Annotated in this window: 22 protein-coding genes; 9 read left to right on the forward strand and 13 right to left on the reverse strand. The window is 64.2% G+C overall.

Annotated features, from left to right (window positions below):
• The first annotated feature begins 245 nt into the window (after positions 1–245).
• The 6 genes from QM797_RS21200 to QM797_RS21225 are packed head-to-tail and all read left to right on the forward strand — an operon-like array spanning position 246 to position 3,160.
• Entirely contained in the window at positions 246–446 is a 201-nt protein-coding gene (locus QM797_RS21200; protein WP_283277628.1) for a type II toxin-antitoxin system HicA family toxin, read from the forward strand.
• Positions 443–829 carry a HicB family toxin-antitoxin system gene (locus tag QM797_RS21205; RefSeq protein ID WP_283277629.1) on the forward strand — a complete coding sequence of 129 codons (387 nt, stop codon included), beginning with the start codon at positions 443–445 and terminating at the stop codon, positions 827–829. Before QM797_RS21200 ends, QM797_RS21205 begins: the two co-directional genes overlap by 4 nt.
• Before the next feature lie 54 nt (positions 830–883).
• Positions 884–1,699 (forward strand): DUF6924 domain-containing protein, encoded by an 816-nt coding sequence (locus QM797_RS21210; RefSeq protein ID WP_283277630.1) that lies wholly within the window; start codon positions 884–886, stop codon positions 1,697–1,699.
• Positions 1,696–1,950 (forward strand): VOC family protein, encoded by a 255-nt coding sequence (locus tag QM797_RS21215; RefSeq protein ID WP_283277631.1) that lies wholly within the window; start codon positions 1,696–1,698, stop codon positions 1,948–1,950. The genes QM797_RS21210 and QM797_RS21215 overlap by 4 nt, the downstream gene beginning before the upstream one ends.
• 29 nt (positions 1,951–1,979) lie before the next feature.
• Positions 1,980–2,594 carry a class I SAM-dependent DNA methyltransferase gene (locus QM797_RS21220; protein ID WP_283277632.1) on the forward strand — a complete coding sequence of 205 codons (615 nt, stop codon included), beginning with the start codon at positions 1,980–1,982 and terminating at the stop codon, positions 2,592–2,594.
• Positions 2,591–3,160, forward strand: a complete 570-nt coding sequence (locus QM797_RS21225; protein WP_283277633.1) for a P-loop NTPase family protein — start codon at positions 2,591–2,593, stop codon at positions 3,158–3,160. The genes QM797_RS21220 and QM797_RS21225 overlap by 4 nt, the downstream gene beginning before the upstream one ends.
• A 13-nt stretch (positions 3,161–3,173) precedes the next feature.
• Here QM797_RS21225 and QM797_RS21230 read toward each other — a convergent pair whose 3' ends face one another.
• The 9 genes from QM797_RS21230 to QM797_RS21270 all read right to left on the reverse strand — a co-directional run bounded on the left by QM797_RS21230 (position 3,174) and on the right by QM797_RS21270 (position 13,583).
• Positions 3,174–3,860, reverse strand: coding sequence for a haloacid dehalogenase type II (locus QM797_RS21230; RefSeq protein WP_283277634.1), 687 nt, complete (start codon positions 3,858–3,860; stop codon positions 3,174–3,176).
• Entirely contained in the window at positions 3,857–4,279 is a 423-nt protein-coding gene (locus QM797_RS21235; protein WP_283277635.1) for a DUF1707 SHOCT-like domain-containing protein, read from the reverse strand. The genes QM797_RS21230 and QM797_RS21235 overlap by 4 nt, the downstream gene beginning before the upstream one ends.
• 66 nt (positions 4,280–4,345) lie before the next feature.
• Positions 4,346–6,148, reverse strand: coding sequence for an acetyl/propionyl/methylcrotonyl-CoA carboxylase subunit alpha (locus QM797_RS21240; protein WP_283277636.1), 1,803 nt, complete (start codon positions 6,146–6,148; stop codon positions 4,346–4,348).
• Positions 6,149–6,258: 110 nt separating this feature from the next.
• Positions 6,259–7,728 (reverse strand): condensation domain-containing protein, encoded by a 1,470-nt coding sequence (locus tag QM797_RS21245; protein ID WP_283277658.1) that lies wholly within the window; start codon positions 7,726–7,728, stop codon positions 6,259–6,261.
• A 122-nt stretch (positions 7,729–7,850) separates the two neighbouring features.
• Positions 7,851–8,264 (reverse strand): SufE family protein, encoded by a 414-nt coding sequence (locus QM797_RS21250; protein ID WP_283277637.1) that lies wholly within the window; start codon positions 8,262–8,264, stop codon positions 7,851–7,853.
• On the reverse strand, positions 8,261–9,157 hold the full coding sequence (locus tag QM797_RS21255; protein WP_283277638.1) for a sulfurtransferase: 897 nt from the start codon (positions 9,155–9,157) through the stop codon (positions 8,261–8,263). Before QM797_RS21255 ends, QM797_RS21250 begins: the two co-directional genes overlap by 4 nt.
• A 122-nt stretch (positions 9,158–9,279) precedes the next feature.
• Entirely contained in the window at positions 9,280–10,653 is a 1,374-nt protein-coding gene (locus QM797_RS21260; RefSeq protein WP_283277639.1) for a condensation domain-containing protein, read from the reverse strand.
• Positions 10,631–12,088 carry a condensation domain-containing protein gene (locus QM797_RS21265; RefSeq protein WP_283277640.1) on the reverse strand — a complete coding sequence of 486 codons (1,458 nt, stop codon included), beginning with the start codon at positions 12,086–12,088 and terminating at the stop codon, positions 10,631–10,633. Before QM797_RS21265 ends, QM797_RS21260 begins: the two co-directional genes overlap by 23 nt.
• Before the next feature lie 46 nt (positions 12,089–12,134).
• Entirely contained in the window at positions 12,135–13,583 is a 1,449-nt protein-coding gene (locus QM797_RS21270) for a condensation domain-containing protein (RefSeq protein ID WP_283277641.1), read from the reverse strand.
• Positions 13,584–14,125: 542 nt separating this feature from the next.
• Here QM797_RS21270 and QM797_RS21275 point away from each other — a divergent pair.
• A complete protein-coding gene (locus QM797_RS21275; RefSeq protein WP_283277642.1) occupies positions 14,126–15,487 on the forward strand; it encodes a hypothetical protein in 1,362 nt (453 codons plus the stop codon).
• Between the two features lie 5 nt (positions 15,488–15,492).
• Here QM797_RS21275 and QM797_RS21280 read toward each other — a convergent pair whose 3' ends face one another.
• The gene (locus QM797_RS21280; RefSeq protein WP_283277643.1) at positions 15,493–16,770 is read right to left on the reverse strand and encodes a glycosyltransferase; all 1,278 of its coding nucleotides are present in this window, start codon (positions 16,768–16,770) and stop codon (positions 15,493–15,495) included.
• 141 nt (positions 16,771–16,911) lie between these two features.
• On the opposite strand from QM797_RS21280, the gene QM797_RS21285 reads away from it, so the two are divergent.
• A complete protein-coding gene (locus QM797_RS21285) occupies positions 16,912–18,309 on the forward strand; it encodes a hypothetical protein (protein WP_283277644.1) in 1,398 nt (465 codons plus the stop codon).
• A gap of 114 nt (positions 18,310–18,423) precedes the next feature.
• A complete protein-coding gene (locus tag QM797_RS21290) occupies positions 18,424–18,867 on the forward strand; it encodes a flavodoxin domain-containing protein (protein ID WP_283277645.1) in 444 nt (147 codons plus the stop codon).
• A gap of 11 nt (positions 18,868–18,878) precedes the next feature.
• Here the strand turns inward: QM797_RS21290 and QM797_RS21295 are convergent, their stop codons facing one another.
• From QM797_RS21295 to QM797_RS21305, 3 genes are all read right to left on the reverse strand, one after another.
• Positions 18,879–19,511: a Maf family protein gene (locus QM797_RS21295; RefSeq protein WP_283277659.1), complete on the reverse strand. Its 633-nt coding sequence runs from the start codon at positions 19,509–19,511 to the stop codon at positions 18,879–18,881.
• A gap of 32 nt (positions 19,512–19,543) precedes the next feature.
• Positions 19,544–19,819: an acyl-CoA carboxylase epsilon subunit gene (locus tag QM797_RS21300; protein ID WP_283277646.1), complete on the reverse strand. Its 276-nt coding sequence runs from the start codon at positions 19,817–19,819 to the stop codon at positions 19,544–19,546.
• The coding region (locus QM797_RS21305) for an acyl-CoA carboxylase subunit beta (protein WP_283277647.1) at positions 19,816–20,666 on the reverse strand (851 nt) is incomplete at its 5' end. The genes QM797_RS21305 and QM797_RS21300, both read right to left, overlap by 4 nt.

The raw sequence follows: 20,666 nt of genomic DNA on the forward strand, positions 1-20,666 counted from the left end.
CAACACAACCGTCACCATGCGAATCCGAACTATCGACGGACCAGCAACCACTGCTGAAACAATCGAGATGACCGCCCGAGCACGTATCATGACACAGCTGCACTACGCCACCGGCCGATCCATCAACGTGGACAATGCAATGGACCGGCCGGGTGCACTCACGGCACAATTGCCCTCATATGTACTTATACAAAATACGTCTAGCTTACTTGACTAGGAATTGTCCAATCGACTAGACTAAAGTCATGGTTTCCGAGCAGCCCACGCGGAGAGTGGTCAAGGCCCTCACAGCGGCCGGGTTTACCTCGGTACGCACGGTCGGATCGCACAGTACGTGGGTCTCGGCCGACGGTGCGGTCAAAGTAACTGTGCCCGACGGGCATAGGACTATCTCGCCCGGCGTCTACCGCAAGATCCTCGCAGCGATGAAGGAGGCCCAGCAGTGAGCAAGACCTATTCGGTGTCGGTGACCAGGGACGGCAAGTGGTGGATGATCGTTGTCCCCGAACTCGATGCCCTCACCCAGGCGCGTCGCGTCCACGATGTCCCCACAGCGGCGAAAGAGCTCATCGCCCTCGAAACCGGTGTCGCCCTCGCCGACGTCGAGATCGACCAGCACATCGAGCTCGAACCCGGGGGGGAGGATCTGGCAGTTCGTATCGCCGAGATCGCGACGCAACGAGCGCAGCTGGCCGAGGACGAAGCCCGTGTCAGAGCGAGCACCGAGGCCTTCGCCAAGAAACTCGCCGATGCCCAGGTGCCCGTCCGAGACATCGGCGCGCTGCTCGGCGTGACTTTCCAACGGGCCAGTCAACTCGTCAACAGCTGATCCCAGAAATTCGGAGCGGCAAAGCTTTGGCGGGAAAACGCTATCGTCGTAGCTATGCCAACTCTCCCAGAAGGCCAATCCTTACTGATCCGTACGCATTTCGGTGATGCCAAGGCATGGGAACTGGTCGCGAGGGAAGCTCAAGCGATGCACACTCAGGCCGGGGGGATCGAAGCCCAAAGCATCCTCACGGTGGTCGACAACCCTGAGTTCGTGGATCTTTCGGTCGCGGACCTTGTCGGTTCGATCGACTCGCCGCTGCCTGACTACTTTTTCGTCGTCGACAGGCACGCGTGTGACGACGCCGAGCATCCCATCCTCGTGGTAGCACCGAAACGGGATCCGTCGGACGCGGGCGCTCCGTTCCGTGTGGTCCCACGACTCCTTGCCACAATCGAAAGCAATTTGGCCGTCGCGAACTTGAGCTTCGAGGAGTTACGCGACGATTCGGATTCGGACGGCGTGTACAGAGGAGCCCCGTCGACGAACGTGACGGAGCGGGAGATCAGCAATGAGACTCTGCTCGACGCCGCCTACGCGGCGGATGACTCGCCGACAGTGATGCAACTAAGGGTGGACCTTTCTCTGAGTAGTGCCACCACTGTGTGGACGGCACTGGTCAGAGATGATCTGGTCGACAGTTACAACGCTATCGTGAGTCAGCCATACCGGCTCGAGTTGATCGTCGGATACGAAGACGCGCTCGAAGTTCTCTCTCAGGGAGGTTCGGGGCTGGCGATCCACGTCCCGGCTCCGAGAAGCTACTGGTCGATATTTCTGGACCCCGACGATCTGTCCCTGCGGGCGGCGATGAAGGTCTTCTATCCGCAGCAAGCGAACCCGCGACGTCGCCGGGCCGCCAATTCGTGACGGCGATGCTGGTCACCGCGATGTTCGGTCGGTCACGAGCGACTCGGGTGACCGAGGAGTTGTTCGACGCCGCGTACGCACGGTTGGTCGGCAGCCGCATCGAACACTCGGCCGATCCTCGGATGACCCAGCCCGGCACTGTCAACACCGCTCACTGTGGCCGCGGGGTGTGTTTCCGCGACCCCACCGGGCACTTCCTCGAAATGCTCACGCACTCGTATCTGACAGGGCAGGGCGAGCCGGTACGGTAACTACCGTGGCCGAGCCGGAGCATGTTTCGATGACGAGGACCGCTTACGACACCGTTGCGGAGAGCTACGCCGAACTCGTTCGCGAAGAACTCGACGGCCGGCATCTCGAGCACGGACTGTTGGCGACATTCGCAGACCGAGTGCCGGGCGGACACGTTCTGGAAGTGGGATGTGGATCCGGTCGCATCACCGATCACCTGCACCGCCTCGGCCTTGAGGTGGCCGGAATCGATTTGTCGCCCAACATGATCGAGGTTGCGCGGCGCGATTACCCGCACCTGCGATTCCACGTCGGGTCGATGGAGGCGTTGGTTGCGGGGGACGGCTCGCTCGCCGGAATCGTGGCCTGGTACTCGATCATCCACACTCCTCCCGAGCAGCTGCCTGCGGTCTTCGCGGAACTGAACCGAGTGCTGATGCCGGACGGGCTATTGCTGCTGGCATTTCAATCCGGCGACGAGCGGGTGCGACTCGAACATGTCTACGGACACTCGGTTTCGTACGACGCCTATCGTCTCGATTCCGATGCGATCGAGACCATGCTCGTCGAGGCGAACTTCGCGGTGGACGTCCGCGTGCATCGAGCGCCGATGGGATACGAGTCGACGCCCCAGGCATTCCTGCTGGCACGCAAGCGATCGTGATCTTCGGACCCGGCGTCTCTCTGCAGTCTCGTCCCGCCCGAATTGTCGTCGCGGGGACGCCCGGTTCCGGCAAGACCGCGCTGGCCACTCGCATCGGGTCGATACTCGGTATCGAACACGTCGAGATCGACGGCCTGTTCCATGGTCCGAATTGGACGCCGCGCCCCACCTTCGAGTCGGATGTGGACAAGTTTCTCGCGCGGCCGTCGTGGATTACCGAGTGGCAGTACACCAAGGTCCGAGACCGTCTCGCTGATCGGGCAGACCTGTTCCTTTGGCTCGACCTGCCGCGTTCAACAGTCATGCGGCAGGTGACAATTCGGACCTTGCGACGCAGGTTCGGCAGACATGAGCTGTGGAACGGCAACATCGAGCCGCCGTTGCACCGGATCTTCTTCGATCGCGAGTACATCGTCCGGTGGGCCTGGAGCACTTACCGGCTGACGACCGAGCGGGTGCAGCGACTGAGTGTGCGCCGTCCGGAGCTGGCGATCGTTCGATTCCGGTCGCACAGCGACGTGGACGCGTGGATTGCGCACCAGCTCATACCTCTGACTCGGCCCTGAGCGAGAGGTGCAGTCAGCAACCCAATTGCGTTGCGAGAGAATCGATCGAGTCGACGTGATAGGTCCAGTCGGCCTCCGCAACGAGATCGGTGGTCTGACTCGGTCCGTGTTCGAGTGGCCGGGCGACGAAGGCGGTAGCGAAGCCGCAGTCTGCAGCCGCAGCGAGATCACTGTTGTGTGCGGCGACCATCATGCACTCGCTCGGCTCCAGACCGAGAATGTCCGCGGTACGCAGATACGCGTCGGGCGTGGGTTTGTACGCCTGGACCGGTTCTGCGCCGAGGATTGCATCCCACGGCAGTCCGGCGTTCTTGGCCATGTCGAGCAGCAGTGAGATGTTCCCGTTCGAGAGCGGGGCGATGACGAATTCGGTATGAAGCCGGGTGAGTCCGGGCACCGAATCCGGCCAGGGATCCAATCGATGCCACGCCTGGTTCAATGCGGCAATGCGATCCTCGGCCGGCCGAATGTCGAACTCTGCCAACACGACTCGGAGCGATTCCAGATGCAGTACGTCGAGCCGGGTGAAGGGCCTGCGGCCGGACCGAACCTCCTCCATCGCCGGCTGGTACATGCTGCGCCAGCGGTCTGCGAAGGAGTAGCTGTCGACATCCGGCCCACACTGATTTCGGACCTCGCGGGCGATGCTGGTACGCCAGTCGACGACGGTGCCGAACACGTCGAACAGAAGTGCCCTCAACGCTCCTTCTTCTTTTTCTTCGGACTCTTCGAATGTCCGCTTGCGGACAGCAGTGCACCAGCGAGCGGGATGAGGAGGAAGAAGAGCCACTTGCTCTCGAAATCGGTGAGGAAGAACAAGGCCAACGAACCGAAGATGACCAGCGGCATGACCACTGCGCGCCAATCGAGACCGCCGCCGGTCTCGGCCGGAGCAGGCGACTGCCCGAGCCGAGCAGGCGTGTGCGGCGGTGTCGACGCGGCGGGGAGGTCGACGAATACCGTGTCGAGCTCCCCGCGCGTCGTGGCAGAAGCGATAGTGGCGCTGCGCTCGTCGAACTCGGGGACCGTGAGTCGTCCCTCGCTGAAGTGCAGGCTCAGCGCGTCGAGCGCCTTTTCCCGATCAGCAGTACCGATACGAATTTCCGGAAGCTCGGACATCGCTACAGGGTAACGCTATCCACGGCCTGGATTCGAGCTGAAATTCGCATCGCTACCGATATGTCGCTATTTGATTTCTGTGAGGACGGTGCCTTGGGTGATGGCGTCGCCTGCGGTGACGCTCAGGCCGGTGATGGTGCCGCCTTTGTGGGCGGTGACGGGGTTTTCCATTTTCATCGCTTCCAGGACAGCGATGAGGTCACCGGATTCGACACTCTGGCCTTCGGTGACGGCGACCTTGACCACGGTCCCCTGCATCGGTGCGGTCACCGCATCACCGGACGCGGCTCCGGCACCGGCACCGCCTCGGGTGCGGGCTTTCGGTTTACGCCGCACCGCGCCGGCAGGCCCGTTGCCGTTGCCACCGCCGCCGAGGGAGAGTTCCCCGGGGAGGGAGACCTCGACGCGGCGGCCACCGACCTCGACGACCACCTGCTGGCGGGGCAGTGGGTCCTCGTCGTCGTCGAGGGGCTGCCCTGCGGTGAACGGAGGAACCTGGTTGTCCCATTCGGTTTCGATCCAGCGGGTGTGGACGGAGAACGAGTCCCCGTCGCCGATGAACGCCGGGTCGGAGACCACCGCGGCGTGGAACGGGATGACCGTCGCCAACCCTTGGACATCGAATTCGGCCAATGCGCGACGCGAGCGGGCGAGCGCTTGTTCGCGGGTGGCTCCGGTGACGATGAGCTTGGCGAGCATCGAATCGAACTGGCCACCGATCACCGAGCCGGATTCGACACCGGAGTCGACGCGCACACCCGGGCCGGAGGGGGCGGTGAAGGTGGTGACCGGTCCGGGGGCGGGCAGGAATCCACGGCCGGCGTCTTCGCCGTTGATCCGGAACTCGAAGGAATGCCCTCGCGGTTCGGGATCTTCGGTGATGGACAGTTCCTCGCCGTTGGCGATACGGAACTGCTGCAGGACCAGGTCGATGCCGGAGGTTTCCTCGGTGACGGGGTGTTCGACCTGCAGGCGGGTGTTGACCTCGAGGAAGCTCACGAGTCCGTCTTGGCCGACGAGGTATTCGACGGTCCCGGCGCCGTAGTAGCCGGCTTCGAGGCAGATGGCTTTGGCGCTGGAGTGGATTTCTTTGCGTTGGGCGTCGGTGAGGAACGGGGCGGGGGCTTCTTCGACGAGTTTCTGGAAGCGGCGTTGCAGGGAGCAGTCGCGGGTGCCGGCGACGATGACGTTGCCGTGCTGATCGGCGATGACCTGCGCTTCGACGTGGCGGGGCTTGTCGAGGTAGCGCTCGACGAAGCATTCCCCACGCCCGAACGCGGCGACGGCTTCGCGGGTGGCGGAGTCGAACAGTTCGGGGATTTCCTCGCGGGTGCGGGCGACTTTCATGCCGCGGCCGCCGCCACCGAATGCGGCTTTGATCGCGATGGGGAGGCCGTGTTCGTCGGCGAAGGCGAGGATTTCGTCGGCGCCCTTGACCGGTTCGGAGGTGCCGGGGACGGAGGGGGCTTTCGCGCGGGCGGCGATGTGGCGGGCGGTGACCTTGTCGCCGAGGTCGCGGATCGATTGTGGGGACGGTCCGATCCAGATCAGTCCTGCGTCGATGACGGCTTGGGCGAAGTCGGCGTTCTCGGAGAGGAATCCGTAGCCGGGGTGGATGGCGTCGGCTCCGGACTTGGCGGCGGCGTCGAGGATTTTGTCGATCACCAGATACGACTCCGCTGATGTCTGGCCACCGAGGGCGAATGCTTCGTCGGCGAGGCGTACGAACGGGGCATCGGCATCGGGCTCGGCGTAGACAGCGACACTGCCCAACCCGGCATCAGCAGCCGCACGGATCACCCGCACCGCGATCTCACCACGATTGGCAACAAGAACCTTGGTGATCTGAGCACTGGCATGGCTGGGCACTGAGCCTCCTACGGATGTATTTTCATCGTTGCGAACGTCACGTCGGAGTCTAAGCACCGGCCCCCTCATCGCTGTAATCGGACTGCACCGCCGCGCCGAGTGGACCTGGGCTACTGACTGGTAGCGATCCGACTGCTGTCGATGTGGCCGTCACGGAACGGCTCGGGGGCGGTGCCGGGGATCCGGGCGATCCCGGTGTCCGCGACTTCTGTCAGCAGTCTGCGCAGGGCGCCGATGTACTCGTGGACCCGTGCCGTGGCCTGCTCTGTGTTGGGGTAACGAGCAGCGATGTTGATCCCCTGCGGGGTGCGGTTGATCCACACGTACACGTCGTGTTGATACTGCTTGCTGCGTAGCGCACGGGCATTCCAGTCCGGCCAGTGCTCGGCCGCAGGCGCAAACCGCACGTCCATGAACGAGACGACGAAACGTGGGCGGGCGGAGTAGCCGAGAGTGGTGAACACCCGATCGAGAGGAACGCGGGCGATCGGTTTGGTCTTCTTCACTTCCGCCGAGGCGGCTGCGATCACCGAACCGAACGAACCGTCGCCGTCGATGTCGAAGGAGATGGGGCACAGTCCGACGAACCATCCCAGCGCGGATGCCCACTGAGGTTCGTCGCGGGTGTGCACCGGAGTAACCGTGCGGAAGCGAGTTCCGCCGCCCAGCTCGCCGGCGGTGATGGCCAGGACCGCGAGCAGTCCGGCGAACAGGCTGTGTCCTGTCTTACGGCAGGCCGTCGAGAACGAGTCGGCCTGCTCGGCGTCGAGCACCCACGCGGACAGACCGCCTTGCGGCACGTCCTCCGGGCTCGGATCGCCGATATCGAGCGGAAACGCAGGTAATTCACCGTCGCCGTCGACGAGGAAGTCCCGCCACATTCTCACCGCATCGTGAGAATGCTCGAGTTCGGCATGACGCTCGCGTTCGGAGGAACCGAAATCGAGGTAACTGCCGGCCTCGAACAGGGCGGCAGGCGGGCCACCGAGTTCCTCTCCGTACAGGGCGGCGATCTCGTGCGCGACCAGAACCGTGGACAGACCGTCGATGATCGAATGATCGGCCGCGAAGAACACGGTGATCGGGCGCGTGTCGTCGAGCGGTTCGAGAGTGACGAAGGCGTACGCGGGCCAGATCAGCGGTGAGGTGAACTCGTCGAACAGATATTGCAGGTGCTCGAAGACTTCACTCGACTGGCTGCACCGCTCCTGCTCCACCTGCCAGATGCCGATGGCTCCTTCTGCGGCGGTCACCCGCGACATCTCGCCCGTCGTCTCGTCGATCGACGCACTCGAGCGCATGGCTTCGTGCCGGTCGATCCAGTTGAGAACCGCTTGCCGGAATGCGGGCTTGTTCAGGGGGCCTGCGACCTCGAAAGCCGCGCCGAGCCACGATTCTCGGCCACGACGGGGACTGCTCAGACTCGTACGAAGGTGCGCCTCGTGGACGTAGGACGTCGGTCGAGTGTCCGAACGCCACCCTGCGGCCTCAGGAGTGCGTGCCTGCGGGCCGACGCTGGGTATCCACTCGGTGAGCGTGCCTGCGGGAACCGCGTAGTCCGCTAACTCCGTGAACTCCATGTCGGCAGCAACCAGCCTTCGTTCGACCACATCAGGGGTGAGGGTGAATAGAGCATCGACGCTCGTTCGAGGAGTCTACCGATCACGTGATGTATCGATCAAGACGACAGCGGCGTGCGCAGTCAGCGCAGGTGCCGCTTGATCCGAGCCAACATCGCCGACATCCCGCGCAGCCGCAACGGGCTGACCGCATCGCTCAGCCCGAGAGCCGAGTAGAAGTCGTCCGGCACATCGAGAATCTGCTCAGCGCTGAGCCCGTCGAGCCCCTGCGCGAGGATCGAGGCGAACCCGCGGGTGGTCGGGGCTTCGGGCGGGGCGCTGAAGTACAGACGAATCTGCGTCGGGTCACCGGCATCGACCGACAGGAACAGCGGCGACTGGCACTCCGGCACCGGCTCCATCGCATCCTGAGCCAAGTGCTCCGGCAGGGGAGGGAGTTCTCGACTGAACTCCAGCAGCAGCTGCAGCTTGTCTTGTCCCTCCACCGCGGCGAAGTCCTCGACTATCTCGGCGAGTGATTCCGGAAGCGCGCTCATCGAGTGGCCGGTGCCGATCCGGGCTCCTCGCCTTTGGCGATCGGAACTCGAACGGCGTTGCCCCATTCGGTCCACGAGCCGTCGTAGTTGCGGACCGAGTCGTAACCCAGCAGATGGGTCAGAACGAACCAGGTGTGGCTCGACCTCTCACCGATACGGCAGTACGCGATCACGTCGTCGGTTGCGGAGGTACCGGCGTAGATCTCGTCCAATTCCTTGCGTGAGCGGAAGCGTCCATCGGGCGCGGCCGCCTTGGCCCAGGGGATGCTGACGGCAGTGGGAATGTGCCCGCCGCGCAATGCGCCTTCTTCCGGGTAATCGGGCATGTGGGTGCGTTCGCCGGTGTACTCGGCGGGGGAGCGCACGTCGATCAGCGGCACCGTGCCGAGTGAGCCGAGCACATCGGACGCGAACGCGCGAATGGGTGCGTCGTTACGTTCGATCACCGGGTAATCGGTTTCCGGGAACTCGGGTACGTCGAGAGTGGTGTCGCGATTTTCGGACAGCCAGGCGTCGCGCCCACCGTCGAGCAGACGCACGTCCTGATGACCGAACAGGGTGAACACCCACAGCGCGTAGGCAGCCCACCAGTTGCTCTTGTCGCCGTAGACGACGATGGTGTCGTCTCGCGAAATGCCCTTGCGGCTCATCAGTTTCGCGAACTGGTCGCCATCGATGTAGTCGCGGGTGACCGGGTCGTTGAGGTCCAGATGCCAGTCGATCTTGACCGCGCCGGGGATGTGGCCGACGTCGTAGAGCAACACGTCCTCGTCGGATTCGACGACGCGGAGGCCCGGGGTACCGAGATGGGCGGAGAGCCATTCGTTCGATACGAGTCGATCCGGATGCGCATAGTCGGCGTACGTTGCGTTGGAATCGGTTGGTACAGGCACGTATCGGCTCCTACGGAAGATATTCGTCTGGCGGCCCGCCCGGGGGTGAACGGTCTGCACCGTCGATCCTATGCGGTATCGCCGCCGAGAGGTGCGAGCGGAGCCTGCTGATCTGAGTGCGGTCAGGTCGTCAGCGCACCGATGCCTGCGTCCGCGGTGGACGCACGCATCAGAGTGCCGAGCTCGTCGACGAACGCGGTCATCACCGAGCGCGCCACCGCGGTATCGGGGAAACGGGATCGCAATGCCAAGCCCGATCGTGTGCGGGAGATCCAGAACTGGGCATCGTCGGACACGGTGGCGTTGCTGATGTGATGGGCGTTGGACTCGTCGAACCGTTCGTGTCCATCGACTTTGGTGTAGTCGACGTACGACACCATGAACACGTCCTGCCGCGACAGCGTGAATGCGTCCCCGAGGTTGGCCAGAACCTGCGGGATCGGAACGGTGCTGAGCGGGAGAGCCGAGCGAAACGCGCTGTGGGCGGCGCGGACCGTGTCGGGTAGGTCGGCTCGGACGGGCACGATCATCGGGGCGTTGGTGGTGAACCAGCCGAGTGCACGAGAGAACTGCGGACGGTGTCGGGTGTGCAGTGGGAACAGTAAGGGCACGTGATCCGGCCCGCCGATGCAGGCAACGGCCTGCGCGATCGCCGCGACGACCCCTGCGAACATTCCGGCACCGTATCGGGCGCAAAGGTGCTCGAAGTCGAGGGTCTGCGAGGCGTCGAGCAGTGTGTTCACCGTCGTGGCCTGCACGGCTGTTTCACCCTCTGCGACTCCGAGATCGACCGGGAACCTCGGTGTGGTGCCGCCGCACTCGAGGAGGAAGTTCGACCACGCCGCCATTCGTTCGTCCGCGGGGTTCACGAGTGGTTCGGTGGCTTCGATACGGCAGTACTCGACGAAACCATCGACCGGAGGTAGATCGATTTTCGGGTTCGAGGGGCAGCGGCGGTAGGCGTCGTACAGGGCGTGGATCTCGTCGACGACGACTGCTATCGACATGGCGTCGACGTTGACGTGGTCGAATGCGCACAACACCGTGGAAGTGTCCGGTCGATCGATTCCGAAACAAGTGTACGACGGGAATCGCCGTGCATCGCAGTGCAGTTCGAGTGCGGTCCGGAGGTGGTCTCGGAGCGTGGGTGTCGAGGAGAAGGCGGATCGGGCGGAGTGTCTCATCTCGATCGCACCTGGCCCGTAGAGCATCCGCTCGATACCGGTTGTCGTCGAAACGAACGAGCTTCGCAGCGTGTCGTGGCGGTCGATCAGGTACCCGAACGCCCACCTGAGTGCTTCGACATCGAGGCTGCCCGGTACGTCGAACGCTCCGGCGATCCACACGCGTTCGGCCTCGCCGAGGTCACCCAGGTGAAACCGCTGGTTGAACGACGGCGGAATCGACGACGGCTCCGGATCGCCGACGACGCGTGCAGAGAATTCGACCAGGGTACCTGCCCGAGGGGCGTACTCAGTGATCGAGGTGACCTGCACCGGCCGGCTCCTGAACGAGATGGTCGAGGGAGAGCGCGTAATTGCCCTCGCGTGCAATGGTTTCGAGCACATGTGCCAAATGCGCGTGGTAGCGCTCCACCGATGCGGCAGCGGTATCGGTATCGGGGGTCTGCGCTACCAGGTACAGGTGCTCACCGTCTCGGTTGATCCACATCGATGCGTTCGATGTGGATCCTTCTCCGGTGAAATGCTTCGCCCGCGTGTCCGCGTCCCGTCCGACTCCGGGAAACCAGCGAAAGTCGATGTAGGAGAGCATGTTCGGGCTGACAGCCAACTCGCTGCCCAGGGTGCCGTCTGCGGCGAGTGCGCCCAGTACGGCGTGCACGGGTGCCTCCGCGATCTGCTTGGCCTGTTCGAAGCCCGAGTGGGCCAGTGCCGCGACATCGGAGAATTTCTCGTTGCCTGCCACCTCGAACGCGACCGGCGCGAAATTGACGAACCAACCCTGAGATTGTCCGTAGTCGCCGTGGTGACGGGTGCTCAGCACGGTGATCCCGAAATACTCTGCGGTGCCTGCCAGTTCGAAATCGGTGATCCCGACGGCGGCGAATATGCCGCTGCTCATCCGGGCCCCAGCGGCCTTGCATGCCGCGTCGAACGCCGCCACCTCGCCTGCGTTCAAGAGATGGCGTTCGACGATACGGACCGGGGCTCGTTCCCCTGGAGCGAGTCCCAGATCGAGTGGGAATCGTGGCATCGATCCGTCGTGCCTGGTGAAAATGTCTCGCCACGCGGTGATCTCGGGGGAGTCGGGCCCGTATGTCGCGGCTCGCGCTCGCTCCTCTGCGGCGTACGCGAGGTGGCTGCCTGCCTCCGCCGGCTTCGGTGCCCGACCGCCGATCTCGAGCGCATACAGATCGGCGAGTTCGCTGACGACCAACGCCTGCGAACCGCCATCGGTGAACGCGTGGTCCGCGCCGTAGTACAACGTGAAGCTCCCCGGCCTCGACACGACGCCGATAACGAATCCGGGCCAGACATCTGCGGTGGCCTCGGTCGAGAAGCGCCGCCGCACATAGCGTTGAAACTCGTCGTCGTCCGTAGACTCGCCGGCGTCCAGTGCCTCGAATTCGGCGACCTCGGGTTCCGTGAGGTGGCGTACGACCCCGGTGCTCTCCACCTCGAACCAGCATCGGAGGCCCTCGTGACGAAGGACGTAGGCCGCCAAGGCGCGGCTCATCGCAGCGGTGTCCACGTCGCCGTCGATCTCGGTCGCCACCCCGGTGTACGCGGTATGAACATCACCGCGCTGCCGCGCTGCCCACGCCGCCTTCATATGGTCTTCCTGCAGAAACGAGGGCGGAGTCGAATCGACCGGTGCCGTTGCGGCTCGCGCCTGGGCAGCCGGAGTTGGATGCCACTCGAGCAGCCTGCCCGGGGCAGGATTCCAGCTGCCCATGGCGGTGATGATCATCTTTGCTTCATCCTTTGCGATAGGAGCCGCGGGCCGGTCGAGTGTCTTACTCCGCGGCGACGGTGACCGACTGCGAGACCGACGTGAGCACCGTATCGGCACCGCCGTCGGAATCGATCACCGCAGTCAGTACGGCCACGAACTCGGTGATGAAGCGATGAACGTTGGTGGACGCGACATCCGAGCTGGGGAACCGGGCCGAGATGTTCAGCCCCTCGAGCGTCCGGTTGACCCAGAAGTAGACCTCGTCGTCCGCGTGGCAGTTGCTCCGCAATGCGCGACCCTTGCGAGCCTGCCACTGGGCGGCGTCCGGAAGAAACCTCAGGTCGATGTACGAGACGACGAATCGGGGGATCTCCGTCGACTCGAGAATCTGGGCGATCTTGGAGTAAGGCATGCGCGCGAGCCCCTTGTTCGCAGAGCCCGCCGCCGCCGCGGCCTCCAGCGCCTCGCCGAAGGTGCGCGCGTTGTCGAGTTGGATCTCCATCGGCAGGATCCCGACGTACCAGCCGACCGACGCCGCCCATTTCTGTTCGTCTCGCGTGTGCATCGGCATCACGGTGCGTAGCGACGTGCGGCCGGACAGGCGCGCGTTCGTCACCGCCAAGGCCGCGAGTATCCCGGCCTGCATGTTGTACCCGGCGGCGCGGCACGCGGCGTTCACGGCGTCCGACTGATCCGCGGTCAGTAGCCACGAAGAGATGCTGCTCTGAGCGGCAGGACCGTCGGTCGTGGACGCCCGTTCGACCGCCACGGGAAGCGGGAAGCCTGGAAAGCGTCCGTTCTCCACGGCCAGGAAGTCCTGCCACGTGCGGACGGCACTGTGGTCGCTGGTCAGGGTGTCGCCCAGCTCGCGCTCGGACTGACTGAAGTCCACATAACTGCCCACCTCGGGCAAAGCCGGATCGGTGCCCTCGAGGGCCTGCGCGTACAGCCGGTCGATCTCGTTGATGGCGTAGATCTGGCTGTAGGCATCCATCACCGAGTGGTCGGCAGCAAATGCGAGCAGGAACGACTCCCCGGGTCCGTTCGAGAGGGCACGTGAGGCATCGTCGGGTTCGATCGTCGCCAGTACGAAGTGCGGCCATGCCGTCGGCGATACCGTCTCGCCGAACCAGGAGTGCAGATGGCTGAAAACCTGTGTTTCGGTTCGTGGTTCGGTGTGCGCGCGATCGATGACCCGCACAGCATCTGTAGGCGCGGTGTAGCGCTGCCACGCTCCGGATTCCTCATCGCGACGGACCTTGGTTCGGAAGGCCTCGTGTCGTCCCATGTACGCAACGATGGTCGCTCGCACTGCCTCGACGTCGTAGCGGCGATGAATCTCGAACACGGTCCCGATCCACGAACCCGGTGCGCTGCGCTCGCAATGATCCTGGTGAGTGAACGACAGGCCACGTGAGTCCGATGCCCACCCGTCGTCGTCGACGCGTGGGACCCACTCGGTCAGTCGTCCGGCGGGAAGTGGGTAGTCGGCGAGTTCGGTGTATTCCATGTGAGTCCTCTTCCATTCCGGGCCCGGCCAGCGGTGTTCGGCGTCAGTTCGGTATCGGCAAGGGTTCGATTACGGTCGAGCCGTGTAGGTAAAGCGAGGTGTCGTGTGACGGTGTATTCGACTCGTCGTTTATCTGATTGCTGCTTTCCGCATTGAAAGAACAACGTCATTGCTGTCGACCCGAAGTGAGTCACGAAGTCACGATAGGGGCTACATGGAACTATTTCGCGACGCGTAAAAGTAATACTTCTCACTACCGAAGCTCTTGACCGCCGGTCCTCGTTCACGAGCGGAGTTCGTGCTCGGTTGTCGTATCGTACGACCAATTCAGCGTCTTCGCAGTCTGTCTTGATGATGAATCACAATCGATGTACGTCGTGCGTCGGTCTTCGGGTGTGAGCGACCCACGCCACCGAGCGCCGTGAACATGACGCGAGACACAGGCCGGGCCGATTGTCGACGCACCTATTGCAAAATACCAATGCATTTCACGGACGAATTCATACCGCTGCTTCGTCGCGTGGTTGTAGTAGGTTCGGCGCGTGACTCGAATTGGATTTGCCGATCACCTATTCTTGCGAATGCACCACGGCATCGGATATCCCGTCTACAACCAGTTCCTTTGGTGGTTCGACGAATCGGTCCAGCGGGAACAGCTGGAAAAACTACGCGACAACCTATCCGACGGTTTGCTTGCGCGTCGCGTGTGTGCGCCGTCGGTGCCCACTGCTCGTGAACGTTGGGTGAACTCCTCGGTCTCTCACCCGCTCGATTTTCATCCCGATTCCATCGAGTCTTCGGAGGTGCTGGCTTGGGCCGACTGCCGCCTCGGTTCGGATATCGACCCCGAGACAGGCCTCGGCTGGCGGTTGGCGGCCGCGCCACTGGCGAACGGAGGGACCGTTGTGTCGTTGACTGCCTCGCACATGGTCGCTGATGGCGGCGCATTGGTCGCCGCGTTCCGGTCCGCGAATTCCAACTCAGCGAATTCCCGGGCCGAGCAACCGCGGCTGAATCCAGCCGAGCACGGATTGGCGGCGATCGGCGCGGACGTGAACGACGCGGTGGAGCAACTTCGATCCGCCGCCGGCTGGCTGCTGAACTCCGCGGTAGCAGCCCTGCCGATCCCGACCCGATCCGCACCGACGCTCGTATCCCCCCGGGTGAGCCCGCGGCGCTCCGAGGTCGCGATCGACCCGACGGCCGACTCGGGGTGGACATCGCCTCACGTGGTTGCCGAGGTGGACGCCGCCACGTGGAATGCGGTGGCCAAAAAATGGGGCGGCACGTCGAACTCGCTGTTCATCGCGGTTTTGACGGCCGCGTCCGGGAACGCCGGACGCGCCTCGATCGGCGACACCGTGCAGTGGTCGCTGCCCGTCAGTGATCGCGCCGACACCGATATCCGTTCCAACGCAACCAAGATCGTCAAGATCGACGTCCCCGTCACCGACGCCACCGCGCTCGACCTGTCGCAGATCCGGTCGATCAGCAAGGCGGCGTTCACTGCGTTCGCCGCGACGCAGGCGGCGGGTCGCGCGCCCGCCGGAATCTCCCAGGCTCTCGTTCAGATGCTGCCCGACGCCGTGGTTGCGCGCGTTCCGCAGCCTCGGGACGGTGCCGAGGGGTTGGCGTCCAATCTGGGTGTGTTGCCCGACGACTTCAGCACGGTGGCAGGTGTCCGAGCTCGTGCGGTGTCCGGCAGAGCGACTTTCTTCGGTGCCAACGCGGAGTTCGCTCGATCGCTGGACGGTGGGCTCACGGCCTGGGTGTGCGAGACGGACGCCAGCGTCACCCTGACCGTTCACGCCATGGACCCCGAGCGATTCCCCGATAGCCGAGCGCTGAGTGACCACGTGGCCGCCGCGTTGACTAGATGGGGACTGTCCGCGCACTTCTGGTGAGTGTGTCAGTGGTCGCGCGCAGTGGCCTCGGCGATATCTGCGGCGGCCGCCACGGCTGCTTCGGTCGGTGCCACGGTGTCTGCGAGCTCCCGTGCCGCACTTCTGGCTGCGTCGGTGGTGATGTCGGTAATTCCTTGTAGTAGAACGGGTTCGGACAAGGCCGAGAATTTCGTACTTGCTCCGGCCCCGATTCTGGCAAGCGCAGCTCCCCAGAACGGCTGATCGGCGCTGAACCAGCACACGAGTGTCGGCAGGCCTGCGCGCGCACTCGCGGCCGTCGTGCCTGCACCACCGTGGTGGACAGCTGCAAGACACCGCGGAAACACGCTCGCATGATCGACCGATTCTACGATCATGATGTTCGGATTCGTCCGCGCCTCAATCGATTCGGCACCGGTGAGATCGCTCCAGCCGGCACAGACCAGGGCCCGGAGACCCAGCTCTCCGGTTACGTTGTCGATCATGCGCAACAGCGCTGCGGGGTCGGGAACCGGCATACTGCCGAATCCGAAGTACACCGGTGCGGGGCCCGCATGCAGCCATCGCTCTAGTGCGGGATCGGTCTCCTGCCGCCCGGTGCTCAGCCCGAGAAATCCGACGAACGGACGCAGCGGCCCCCATTGCTCGGCCAGGCCGGGAAACAGTGCCGACTCGTAGGCCTGAATCTCGACGCCGCCGTACCGCTCGGATCGTCTGGGTAACGAATCGCGGGTCGTTGCCAATCCGAGGGTTCTTCGCTGGGAGTTCTCGCGAGTCTTCATCGACTTCCAACGCAGTGCCTCGGCCAGCGCCCACATCGATCGGTTGACAGTGCCCGGCAGGCCGACCCCCGGAATCACCGGGACGACACTGTTTCGCCGGAGCGGGCAATAGTGCAGGGCGACAAAGGCATTGCCGGTCGCCTCGGCCATGTTGAACGCCATTTCCTGCCCCAGCGAGCCGGTGACGATCGCGTCGCTGCCTTCCGACATCTGCGCGAGCTCGGCCGTCATCTGGTCCCAACCGTGATTGGCCAATTCCGCGAGTGCCGTCATTCGGGTCCGCGGGTTCGCCGACTTGATCCGCACCCGAATCAGCTCCGACTCCAACAGGCGATGGGTGTCCGGGCCGAACGAGACCACGTGCACACGTTCGGAGCCAGCCGTGTTCGAGCGCGCGAAGTCCACCAGATTGGGGGGTGCGCCGAACACCACATCGTGTCCGCGATGGGCAAGTTCGACACCTAGCGCCACACCGGGTGTCACGTCACCGCGGCTCCCGTTGAAGGGCATCACGAACTTCATACGGTCCTTCGCAGCACGTCGACTTCGGATCGAGGACAACCTATCAGTACCGTCGGCCTCGGTTCGATACGGAAAACATATGGTGGGAAACACAATTGCGGCCCATCTGCGTGCGTACGCCCACAGCGATAGGCTCTCGTGGTGGAAAGACTGACGTACGACGACGACCTCTTCCTCCGCATGGAATGCGTTCTCGGGGTACCCGTGGTCAATCAGATCGTCTGGCGATTCGACCAACCGGTCTCGGTCGACGCACTCGAAGCGATGTGGCACCTGCTCGCCGCAGGCCCTATCGATCGATCCGTTCGGCGGGTACGAGTCCCCGGAGCGCGTGACAGTTGGACCGCTGCCCGCAGACCGGCCGATCCCATCGTCGTCGCATCACCGATCGTTCGCGCGGCAGTGGACCGATGGATCGAGGACGAGGCCGCCGTGAGGTTGGACCCGATCGAGGGACCGGCGTGGCGGTTGTCCGCCACAGCGGTCGACGGTGGCGGCACGATCGTGTCGTTGGTTGGCTCCCACGTCGTCGGCGACGGAGGTGCTCTGACCTCGGCTGCCGCGGCCGCGCTGACCGGGCGCGCGGTTCCCGACGATTTCGAGCGAGTCGGGCTCGACGATTCCGACTCGGTGTCGGGTCGCTCCGGTGCCGACATCGTCGACGGAGTCGGTCGGATCGGTGCGGCGATCTCGGGTGCAGCACGTGCTCTCGGCGGTGCCGCGGTCGAGACGGTGCGAGCACGGACCACGGGCGCAGGCTCGCTATCCACCGACGTTGGCTCCACCGCCCCGAAAAACACCACTGACGCGAACGGGGATCGCCCGCGCGCGATGGTTGCACCTGCGGAGGGCGCGTGGGTGCCGAGCACCGTTGTCGTGGACTGCATGTCCGCGGACTGGTCTGCTGCTGCAGCGAGCAAAGGTGGCAGCTCCAACAGTCTGCTGGTTGCTGTCGTGCTCGGAATCTTGACCCGCAGTGGACGAATCACCACGGAGGAGCGGGTTCGTGTCGCTCTCCCGGTCAGCACCAGGAGGGCGGGAGATCGGCGAGCCAACGCGACATCCGGCGTCTCGATCCACGTCGACGCAGGAGGGGCGTACCGCGACGATCTGGGGCCGATTCGAGCCTCTAGCAAACAGGCGTTCCGGGCCCAGGCCGACCGGACTGTCACGACAACCTTCGAGCTGCTCAAACCCCTGATGCAACTACTGCCCGACGCGATCGTGGCCAAACTTGCCGCATCCGGGTCGGCACCGCTGTGTCTGTGCTCGAATCTCGGCAGCCGAGGTGTCGCGCTGCGCACCATCGGGGGTGTCGACGCCACCGCGGTGGCAATGAGGTCGATCACACAGAACACCGATGTGGCACTGCTGCGACGCACTGGAGGCGGCGTCAGCGCGTGGTGGAACGAGTCGGGCGACCGCGCGACTCTGTGCGTGACCGGGCTCGATCCGGACAGATTCCCCAGCAAGGAACACCTGCGTGGGCTCGTCGAGGCGGAATACGACAGTTGGGGTCTGACGTCCGAATTCTGGTGACCTCGAGACACATCACAAATGTAGGTGCACACGGATTTTCGACCGGATCCCCGATGCCGCTATGCTTGCCGACTGTTCGAGTGTTCGAGCAGGTGTCAGAAAGGGGAGCGATCCATGGCAGTGGTCGTGTTGTTCGGGTCCGAGACCGGTACGGCCGAGGAGGTCGCCGACAAGATTGCGGACGTTCTGAGCGATCATGACGCCGAGGTACGCGACATGCTCGAGTACGAGGTGTCCGACATCGACACGGACGACGTCCACGTGATCATCTGCTCCACCTACGGCGACGGCGAGCTCCCCACCGGTGCAGAGCCCTTCTTCGATGCACTCGTCGAAGACGCTCCTGACCTCGCGGGGCTTCAGTTCGCAGTGTTCGGACTGGGCGACCGGGTATACGAGGACACATTCAACCGCGGCGGCGAGATCATTGCCGAGAAGCTCACCGAACTCGGTGGCAAGCAGATCGGCAGCCACGCTCGGCACGACAGCTCGTCCAACGTCAAGCCCAAGACCATGGCCGAGGAGTGGGCTCGCGAATTGATCGACCTGCTGCCCTGACACCGGTGCGGCTAGGACGAGGCTCGACCCCACAGCTCGGCCAAGGACGTCCCCACCCGGTTCAACAGGGTTCGCACCAGCGGTAGGCCTATGCCGATCACGGAGGACGGGTCACCCTCGATACGGTCCACGAACCAACCACCGAGCCCGTCCAGCGTGAAGGCCCCCGCAACCAGAAGCGGCTCACCGGAGGCGAGGTAGGCCTCGAGGTCGACCGACGACGGCGTCGCGAAGTGCACGACGGTCGAACTGTGCGCCGCGGCCTGCGCCACGACGACGCCGGCCGTCACTCGAAGCACTGCATGGCCGGTCAGCAGCTCGCCGCTGTTTCCCGCCAGAAACTGCCATCGCTCCCGCGCCACCTCGACCGAATGCGGCTTGCCGTGTAGTTCGCCGCCGATCGACAGCATCGAATCGCAGCCCACGATCACGAGATCCTGTGTCGAGTCCGTGAACGTCTCGGCCACTGCGGCCGCCTTGGCTCTGGCCAATTCCGTCACCACCGTTTCCGGAGACGCAGAGGGCCCGAGAGCCTCGGTGAGCGCATCCTCGTCCACGCCCGATACCTGGACGATCGGTTCGACGCCGGCTCCGCGCAGCACCGACAAACGGGCCGGGGAAGCAGACGCCAGGACCAGTCGTATCGGACGCCGATCGTCCTCCGGAGATGGCACAGTCACCGCGAGTAGCGGCCCGAGGCTGCGTACGAGTACGCCGACTGTGCCGCGAAGCGGCGATGCAACAGCTCCGGCGAACCCCACAGCTCCGCAGGCAGGGGATCGCCTACCGATGCAGGTCCACCCTGGGCAGCTGTCAAAACTGCCACCAGCGCGGCCAGTTCCTCGTCGCTCGGATTGCCCTTCACCACGCGAACTTCCGGAGACGCGGCGGAGGTCTCGTCCTCCGCTACCACGACCTCGCCGTTCACTGCGTCATGATTCGCTGCGCTCATAGGGGAATGTTTCCGTGTTTCTTGGGTGGGAGGGTGACTTGTTTGCGTTCGAGCAGGCGTAGTGCGGTCACGATCTGGCCGCGGGTGTGACTCGGGGGTATGACGGCGTCGAGGTAGCCGCGTTCGGCAGCGACGTACGGGTTGACGAGGGTGTCCTCGTATTCCTGCTGCAACGTCAGGCGTAACGCATCGACGTCCTCACCGTTCTTGGCGGCGTCGAGCAGTTTCTTGCGGTACACGAACCCGACGGCACCGGAGGCTCCCATGACGGCGATCTGCGCGGTCGGCCAGGCGAGGTTGACGTCGGCTCCCATGTGCTTGGATCCCATCACGTCGTACGCGCCGCCGTACGCTTTGCGGGTGATGACGGTGATCTTCCCGACGGTCGCTTCGCCGTAGGCGTAGAGCAGTTTCGCGCCGCGTCGGATGATGCCGTTGTATTCCTGGCCGGTGCCGGGCAGGAACCCGGGCACATCGACCAGGGTGATGATCGGGACGTTGAAGCAATCACACGTGCGGACGAACCGGGCCGCTTTTTCGGAGGCATCGATATCGAGGGTGCCCGCGAACTGGGTCGGTTGGTTGGCGACGATCCCCACCGATCGGCCGTCGATGCGCCCGAACCCGACGATGATGTTGCGGGCCCGCCCTTCTTGGACTTCGAGGAATTCGTCGTCGTCGAGGATCCGGGTGATGACCTCGTGCATGTCGTAGGGAGTGTTCGGTGAATCGGGGATCAGGGTGTCGAGTTCGAGGTCCTCGGCGGTCAGCGAGTCCTCGATCGACCCGGTGATCGGATCCGACGGTGCGGTGCGGGGCGCGTCGGCGCGATTGTTGCTCGGCAGGT

Source organism: Rhodococcus sp. IEGM 1381 (genome assembly GCF_030056795.1).
Lineage (GTDB): Bacteria > Actinomycetota > Actinomycetes > Mycobacteriales > Mycobacteriaceae > Rhodococcoides.